Here is a 7,359-nt window from a genome sequence, read left to right as displayed (position 1 = left end):
GTTCGCACCGCGTAGCCGTAGGGCGTCCTGATTGGATACAGAGCAATGCCACCTGTCCAGACAGACTGCACGATGCCGTCCGCCACGCAGCTACCGAGGGCCACACGCCCGTTGCCGTGGCCGTGGATGGCACGGTGCGAGCGGTGTGCACCTTTGGCGACCGCCTGCGCCCCGAAGTGCCCGCGCTGGTGCAGTCCTGGCGCGATGCCGGACACCGCGTGCTCATTCTTTCGGGCGATCACCCGAGTGTGGTGCGGCACGTAGCCGACCAGCTCAACTTGCCTCAAGAAGACGCCCGTGGCCACGTGTCGCCCGCCGACAAGCGCGCCGCAGTCGAATCCCTGCGCAGCGACGGCCACACCGCTGCCATGGTGGGCGACGGCGTGAACGATGCGGGGGCGCTGCAACAGGCCGACATTGGCATTGCGGTGGATGGCGGCGCCACACCCAGCCTGGTAGCTGCCGATGTGTTTCTGACGCAGCAGGGCCTGGCCCCGCTGGATGCGCTGTTTGCGGGATCTGACCACGTGATGCGCGTTATTAAAGGCACGCTGCTGTTCTCGCTGGCGTACAACCTGGCAGGCGGGGCGATCGCCATGGCAGGCTGGGTGGGTCCGCTCGTGGCGGCGGTAGCCATGCCGATAAGTTCGCTCGTGGTCGTGACGGCGGCTATTTTGCAGCAGAGCTTTCCACAGACCGAGCCTGACCCGCACAAAGCATCGCTCGATGAATCTGCATCTACCTTTAACCAGCCGACGGCTCACGCGGTAGCACCAACTGCACGCTGAGCGCTCTGCTTCTAAGTGACCTCAACAATGGTTTTGGGGATTGCCGGGTGGATTCCCCCCCGAGGAGGAAGGAACCGTGGAAGGCGTTCCTCAAGTCCCCCTCAGAGGAGGGGATGTAGGGGGAGGGATTCCGTAAAATTATATAGAGCAAACACGTATGTGAAGCGTATCACCGTACAAATGAGCGCATGTATGAAGAACGTTGGGGCGCACATGATACCGGTTTGAAACGCGCAAACCCCCAACTCCATGTTTTTCTTTACTTACAGCACCGTATCCAACGCATCCTGCAGCGTCTTGGCGCCGATCACGTCCAGGTCGTCGGGGGCGGTGGTGGAGTCCAGGTTGTTGGCAGGCACCACCGCACGGTCGAATCCGAGCTTGGCGGCTTCCTTCAGGCGCGGGCCGAGCTGACTCACGGTACGGATTTCGCCGCCGAGGCCCACCTCGCCAATGAGCACGGCATTGGTATCGGTGGGCACGTCGCGGAACGACGACACCGCCGCCACGGCTGTGCCCAGATCCACAGCCGGTTCGTTCAGCTTCACGCCGCCCGCAATGTTGATGAACACGTCGTGGTCAGAAAACGCCAGCCCGATGCGCTTTTCAAGCACGGCCAGGAGCATCTGCAAGCGCGAGTACTCGAACCCGGTGGCGGTGCGCTGGGGGGTGCCGTACGAACTGGGGGATACGAGGGCCTGCACCTCCACCAGAATGGGACGCGTGCCTTCCAGCGAGCAGATTACTGCCGATCCGCTCACGCCGTAGCCGCGTTCCGACAGGAAGATTTCGCTTGGATTCGGCACCTCGTGCAGCCCCGACTCGCGCATCTCAAACACGCCAATCTCGTTCGCTGCGCCAAAGCGATTCTTCACGCTGCGCAGAATGCGGAAGGCATGGTGGCGATCGCCCTCAAAGTAGAGCACCGTATCCACCATGTGCTCCAGCACGCGGGGGCCCGCAATGGTGCCTTTTTTGGTGACGTGCCCCACCAGAAACGTCGAAAACTCGTCTTCCTTCGTCATCTTGAGGAGCGAGGCCGTGCTCTCGCGCACCTGACTCACCGACCCGGGGGCGCTACTCAAATCCGGGCGAAAGATCGTCTGAATCGAATCCACAATGAGCAGATCGGGCTCGCACGAGCGCACGGCCTGGCCAATCGCCTCGACGTTCGTTTCGGCCAAGAGCAGCAGCCGGTCGGTGTCCACGCCCAGGCGCTGCGCGCGAAGCTTCACCTGTCGTTTCGACTCCTCGCCCGTTACGTACAAGATGGTGCGCTCGGGCATAAAGCGCGCCAACTCGGTCATAAGTGTACTCTTGCCGATGCCGGGATCGCCTGCAATCAGGCTAAACGAGCCCTGCATGATGCCGCCGCCCATCACGCGGTCGAACTCGACCATGCCCGTTTTGAGGCGGGTTTCCGGGCCCAGCGCTACCTCGGTAATGGGTTCGGGGGGATTCGATGTGCGTCCGTTAGAAGAGGAGGCCGACTTAGGCACACGGGCCTTGACCTCAGATTCGGGTTTTTCCTCAACGAGCGTATTCCACGCACCGCACCCAGGGCATTTGCCCATCCACTTGTGCGCAGCGTGGCCGCATTCCTGACAAACGTACCGTGAAGATGATGCCATACGGTGTAACGAAGTGTACGAGCAAACCCATGAACAGCGCGCAAAAGCCCCGAATAGCCTCCGAACGAGCGGTGTGTGTCCGTCGTGATGTCTGTTTTGAGTCGATGGGCTGGACATTCCCCGTGCAGGGGTGTCATGCCCGCAGCGAGGCAAACAGGAACCATTTTGGCACGCGTGGCATGCACCTACTGCTGTTCCCCCAACTTGTGCCGTGCTGCCGTACGCCCGCTCTTAGTCCCCGGCTTGGACGCTGCGGTTTACCGCCTGTGATGAACAGCCTGTAGCCCAAAGCTTCGTATTCTACTCGCTGATTGCGCAATTTTCTTGGTGACTGAACGTCTGCTTGCCCCCCTTCATGCGATTGGGACGTACTTCATTCTGATGGGACGCGCCTTTGCATCGGTGCGTGAGGTGCGCACATACTGGTCGAACTTCGTTACGCAGATGGTACGCATTGGCGTCGATTCCATCCCGATTGTGGCGCTGTCATCTGCGTTTACAGGCGCGGTGCTTACCGTGCAGACAGCCTACCAGCTACAGACGTCGTTTGTCCCCAACACGATCATCGGTTCCATTGTCGTGCCGTCTATGATGCTGGAACTGGCCGCAGTAATTACGGCATTCATTTTGGCGGGCCGTGTGGGGGCACGCATTGCCGCGGAGCTGGGCACCATGCGCGTATCGGAGCAGATCGATGCATTGGAGGTGATGGGGCTTAACTCTATTAGCTTTCTCATCTTGCCACGTGTGCTGGCGGGCATCGTCATGTTTCCGGCGCTGTACATCTTTGCATGCCTGATTGGCATCGGCGGTGGGCTGGGCATTGCAGAAGCCGCCGGACTGCTCAGCACGACCGAGTTCATCGAGGGCGCCCGCCAGTTCTACCAGCCGTTCGATCCGTACTTTGGGCTGATTAAGTCTGTCACATTTGGGTTTATCATCACCTCCATTGCGTGCTACAAGGGCTACTATACAGACGGCGGAGCGGAGGGGGTAGGCCAGAGCACCACCGAAGCTGCTGTGCAGAGCTGTGTGTTTGTACTGCTGGCTGACCTGGCACTGGCGGTGTTGTTGCTCTAACTGGATTCAAGCCCTCGCTCTCCAGTGCCTTCCCCCGCGCTGTCGCGGTTCGTTTGCTGCATGTGTTTTCAGGCTTCGCATCCCGTATGATTCAGATCGAACACATATACAAAAGCTTTGGCGACTTAGACGTCCTCGAAGATGTGTCGCTCAACATCCATGATGGTGAAACGATCGCGATTATTGGGCGATCAGGGTCTGGCAAGAGCGTGCTCATGAAGCACATCGTGGGCCTGCTCTCGCCCGACAAGGGGCGGGTGTTGGTCGATGACGTAGACATCTGCTCGGTACCATACGATCGCCTGCGCGAGGTACGCAAGCACTTCGGGGTGCTGTTTCAGGGCGGTGCGCTCTTCGACTCGATGACCTCGGAAGAGAATGTCGCGTTTCCGCTTAAATTCTTCTCCTCGCGCTCGCCTGCTGAAGTCAAAGCCCGTGTGGCCGAGTGTCTGGAACTGGTGCGTATGCCCGATGTGGGGGCCAAAAAGCCTGCTGAGCTCTCTGGGGGGATGCGGAAGCGCGTGGCGCTGGCCCGTGCTATCGCGCTGGAGCCAAAGTACATTTTGTACGACGAACCCACGAGTGGACTCGATCCTGAAACCTCCAATACCATCGACGAGCTGATCCAGCAGCTGGCCGAGGAGATGAACGTAACCAGCGTGGTGATAACGCACGACATGCACTCGGTCTTTAACATTGCCGACCGGGTCGCCTTCTTGCATGGCAGCACCCTACACTGGGTCGGACCAATTGATACCATCCACAACCGTGACGACCCGGTGCTCGACTCGTTCGTGACTGCCAGTGAGTACCATGTAGGCACGCGTCCCACGGCCTCCTCACCTTCGTAATTTACCCACGCTCAACACACTTTCATGAAATACAGTAACGAAGTCAAAGTCGGGATCTCCATCGTCCTGGCTGTGGTCGTCCTCATTGTGGGCGTCCGGTACTTTCAGGATCTCCCCATTCTAAGCAGCAGCTACTTGCTTACAGCCAACTTTGAAAACGTGAGCGGGCTGTCATCGGGTAACCCCGTGCGTCTGAGTGGGGTCAATGTGGGAACGGTCGAGTCGGTGCGCTTGCGGCAAGATGAGGAAACGGTGCGCGTGCGCTTTCGCATCAATGAGGATGTGCTCATCCCCGAAGGATCAGTTGCCGAGGTGAAAGGCTTTGCCGCCGTTGGAGGCGTGCGCCTGGGCATCCGTCCCGGGCCGGCCTCAAACCCGCCCTTGCAACCGGGCAGCACCATTGACACGCCCAGCGGACCCGGATTGCTCGACCAGCTTACCCAGCAAGGGCCCGAATTCACATCGAAAGTGGATTCGGTGCTTGGCAACACCTCGCGCGCAACCGAGGCGCTGGCAAGGCAGATGGGCGAAGACGGCGATCTGCAACAGACGCTGGCCTCGCTGCGCAACGTAGCCGCTACGCTCGAATCAGTCTCGGGCGGTGAGGAAGAAGCCCTGCGTTCAACCATCCAAAACCTGGAGGCGCTCACCGCCGATCTGGAGGCGTTCACCGATGAAAACAGCGACTCGCTCGGCGTTACGGTGCAGCGCGTAAACCAAAACCTGACGCGCCTGGAGCAGAACCTGGCCAACCTGGAGCGTACGACGACCGCCCTCGGGTCTTTTGCCGAGAAAATCAACAGCGGCGAGGGCACCCTGGGCCGCCTGGCCAACGACCCCAGCCTCTACAATAACCTGGACTCCACCTCGGTGCAGATGAATCGCCTCCTGCGTGACCTGCAAGAGAATCCGCAGCGCTATCTCGAAGATATGACCCTCGTGCGCATGTTTTAGTCCGGCCGTGGTGCGTACCATCGGACCTTCTTTCGGTATGGGTGTAGGGATGCGATGGCTTCTCCTGTAAACGAACATAGCAACGCAACTCCCGAGGGCAGTGCCCCCGAGCGTAGCACACGCTCACTCCTCCGCCACCTCTTGCGCCACACCTCGGCCCCAGCCCCCGACGAGCCGCCGCCGGCTCCGCCGAAAAACGACAGCGCTCATGCCCGCTGGCTGCCTGTCTTGCGTGTGGTGCCGGTGCTGCTGGCCATCGGGTTTGCCGCCTCGTTCGTGTGGGATTTCAACGGCATCGTGTGGCAGGTGGGCTCTATTACGCTACCCGCCGAGGGGCTGCTTCGCATTGTGTGCGTGAGTGGGCTTATCGGGTTCGGGACCAACTGGCTGGCCATCACCATGCTGTTTCAGCCGCGCGAAAAGCGGCCCCTCATCGGGCAGGGGCTGGTGCCCGCGCAGCGCGAATACGTGGCGCATCGGCTGGCGCAAGCGGTATCCGACGAACTTATCAACGCCGAGATCTTGCAGGATACGCTGCGCGCCAACGAATGGCCCATGCGCCTTCGCGAAACCACGACCACCGTTGCGCGCGACCTGATGGACGACCCGGCGTTTCAGGCGGCGGCCACGCGTTGGCTGCGCACCACACTGCGCGATGTGCTGGCCGCGCCCACCACCCAGGAGCGCCTGCGTACGGCGGTACTAAACGCACTGGAACGCGAAAACATCCCCGGCATGTCGGGCTGGATGCTTCGCGCCGTGCGCAGCCTACGTCCCGATCTGGTCGAGGAGCACGTCGAGGCGCTCTTGGCCGAACTCCCCCAGGCCGCGCCGCGCCTGGCTCGCGAAATGGTTGCCACTGCCGAGCGCGTACCCGGCTACCTGCGCCTGCACGGACGGTCCATCGATGCGGCCAGCACGCTGTTGCTCTCGCGCCTGATTCAGCACGTGCCCATCGACCGCATCATTCTGGAGAAGGTGCGCGCCTACGACGAGCAGCAACTGGAGCGCCTCTTGAAGCGCACCACCAACACGCAGCTTACGTACATCAAGTATCTGGGCGCGGTGCTGGGCATGCTGGGCGGGTGGATCATCTGGGCACCCGGCCCGGCACTCGTGGTGCTGGGCACACTGGGGGGCAGCGTGGCGCTGTTGGATGTGCTGCTCTATCGCTGGCAGAAACAGGGGGATGCGGAGGCTGGGGCACGCCCTCAGAGTTCAAAAGCAGATACGGCAGCGCCAGGCTCCTGAGCAAGCAAAGCCCGCAACATTCGCAGACGCGGGGCCATCATGAGCAGATGCTCCGACGGCGCCCAGCATGCAGTCGAGAGGTCTCCGAGACGTTTGGTACCGCCCCGGTGGGAATCAGATCACTTCGCATTGAGCCTCTATTCTCGTACCATAGTCATGCCCCATGATCCACAAAGATGTACTAATGCGTCAGATTCAGCAGATGACCGAGGCCCTCGCTCAGGCGCTGGCCCTCATCAGTGACGGGCGCACGGATGAAGCTCAACACGAAATTGCCGAGGCGCTCGACGACCTCACCGACCCCGGCACGCTGCCTTTGCGTGAGCGTCCGGTATCGGATACGATTGCGCACTGCACAACGCGAGGTGCGCTCTCGATCGATCTGGCCTTGCAGGTGGCAGACATGCTCCGGCATCAGGGCGATCTGTTGCGACGCCACGACCAGTTCGAGGCGGCGCTGCGCAGCCATGTGCGCGCACTGGCGTTGTATCAGGCGCTGCTCGCTGAATCCAATGCGGATACGCCGCTGCCGCTCGACATCCACGACCGCATGGCACATCTCAACGACGCCATCGACCCGGAACGCCTCCATGACGACGAGCGCGCCGCAGTGGATCTGTCGTGATTCCTTGAGCTATACGCCGTTTGGCAATAGTGCTGTGTCAACCCTGAAAGGTTGGGTTCAGATGCGTATTTTCCCCTCCATCCTACCCTTCCTCCCCGGGGAGGAAGGAACTGTGAGGGGCCCCTTCCCAAGTGGCTGATGCGCATCTTCGTGGGAAGGAAAGGAAAGCCCGGGACCAG

The 7,359-nt window shown here is 61.0% G+C and carries 7 protein-coding genes; 6 read left to right on the top strand and 1 reads right to left on the bottom strand.

Annotated features, from left to right (window positions below; genetic code table 11):
* The coding region (locus tag R6U20_RS06195; protein ID WP_410336996.1) for an HAD-IC family P-type ATPase at positions 1–788 on the top strand (788 nt) is incomplete at its 5' end.
* Between the two features lie 263 nt (positions 789–1,051).
* Here R6U20_RS06195 and radA read toward each other — a convergent pair.
* Entirely contained in the window at positions 1,052–2,362 is a 1,311-nt protein-coding gene (radA, locus tag R6U20_RS06190) for a DNA repair protein RadA (protein WP_410336995.1), read from the bottom strand.
* Positions 2,363–2,746: 384 nt separating this feature from the next.
* On the opposite strand from radA, the gene R6U20_RS06185 reads away from it, so the two are divergent.
* The 5 genes from R6U20_RS06185 to R6U20_RS06165 all read left to right on the top strand — a co-directional run bounded on the left by R6U20_RS06185 (position 2,747) and on the right by R6U20_RS06165 (position 7,180).
* Positions 2,747–3,499, top strand: coding sequence for an MlaE family ABC transporter permease (locus tag R6U20_RS06185; RefSeq protein WP_410336994.1), 753 nt, complete (start codon positions 2,747–2,749; stop codon positions 3,497–3,499).
* 86 nt (positions 3,500–3,585) lie between these two features.
* Positions 3,586–4,350: an ABC transporter ATP-binding protein gene (locus R6U20_RS06180; protein WP_410336993.1), complete on the top strand. Its 765-nt coding sequence runs from the start codon at positions 3,586–3,588 to the stop codon at positions 4,348–4,350.
* Positions 4,351–4,374: 24 nt separating this feature from the next.
* Positions 4,375–5,304: an MlaD family protein gene (locus R6U20_RS06175; RefSeq protein ID WP_410336992.1), complete on the top strand. Its 930-nt coding sequence runs from the start codon at positions 4,375–4,377 to the stop codon at positions 5,302–5,304.
* Between the two features lie 54 nt (positions 5,305–5,358).
* On the top strand, positions 5,359–6,555 hold the full coding sequence (locus R6U20_RS06170; RefSeq protein ID WP_410336991.1) for a DUF445 domain-containing protein: 1,197 nt from the start codon (positions 5,359–5,361) through the stop codon (positions 6,553–6,555).
* 163 nt (positions 6,556–6,718) lie between these two features.
* Positions 6,719–7,180, top strand: a complete 462-nt coding sequence (locus R6U20_RS06165; RefSeq protein ID WP_410336990.1) for a hypothetical protein — start codon at positions 6,719–6,721, stop codon at positions 7,178–7,180.
* The last annotated feature ends 179 nt before the right edge of the window (positions 7,181–7,359 follow it).

Source organism: Longimonas sp., assembly GCF_046498435.1.
In the GTDB taxonomy this organism is placed as follows: Bacteria; Bacteroidota; Rhodothermia; order Rhodothermales; family Salinibacteraceae; genus Longimonas.
Note: the sequence above shows the minus strand (reverse complement) of the source record. Positions and strands in the feature narration are given on the sequence as shown.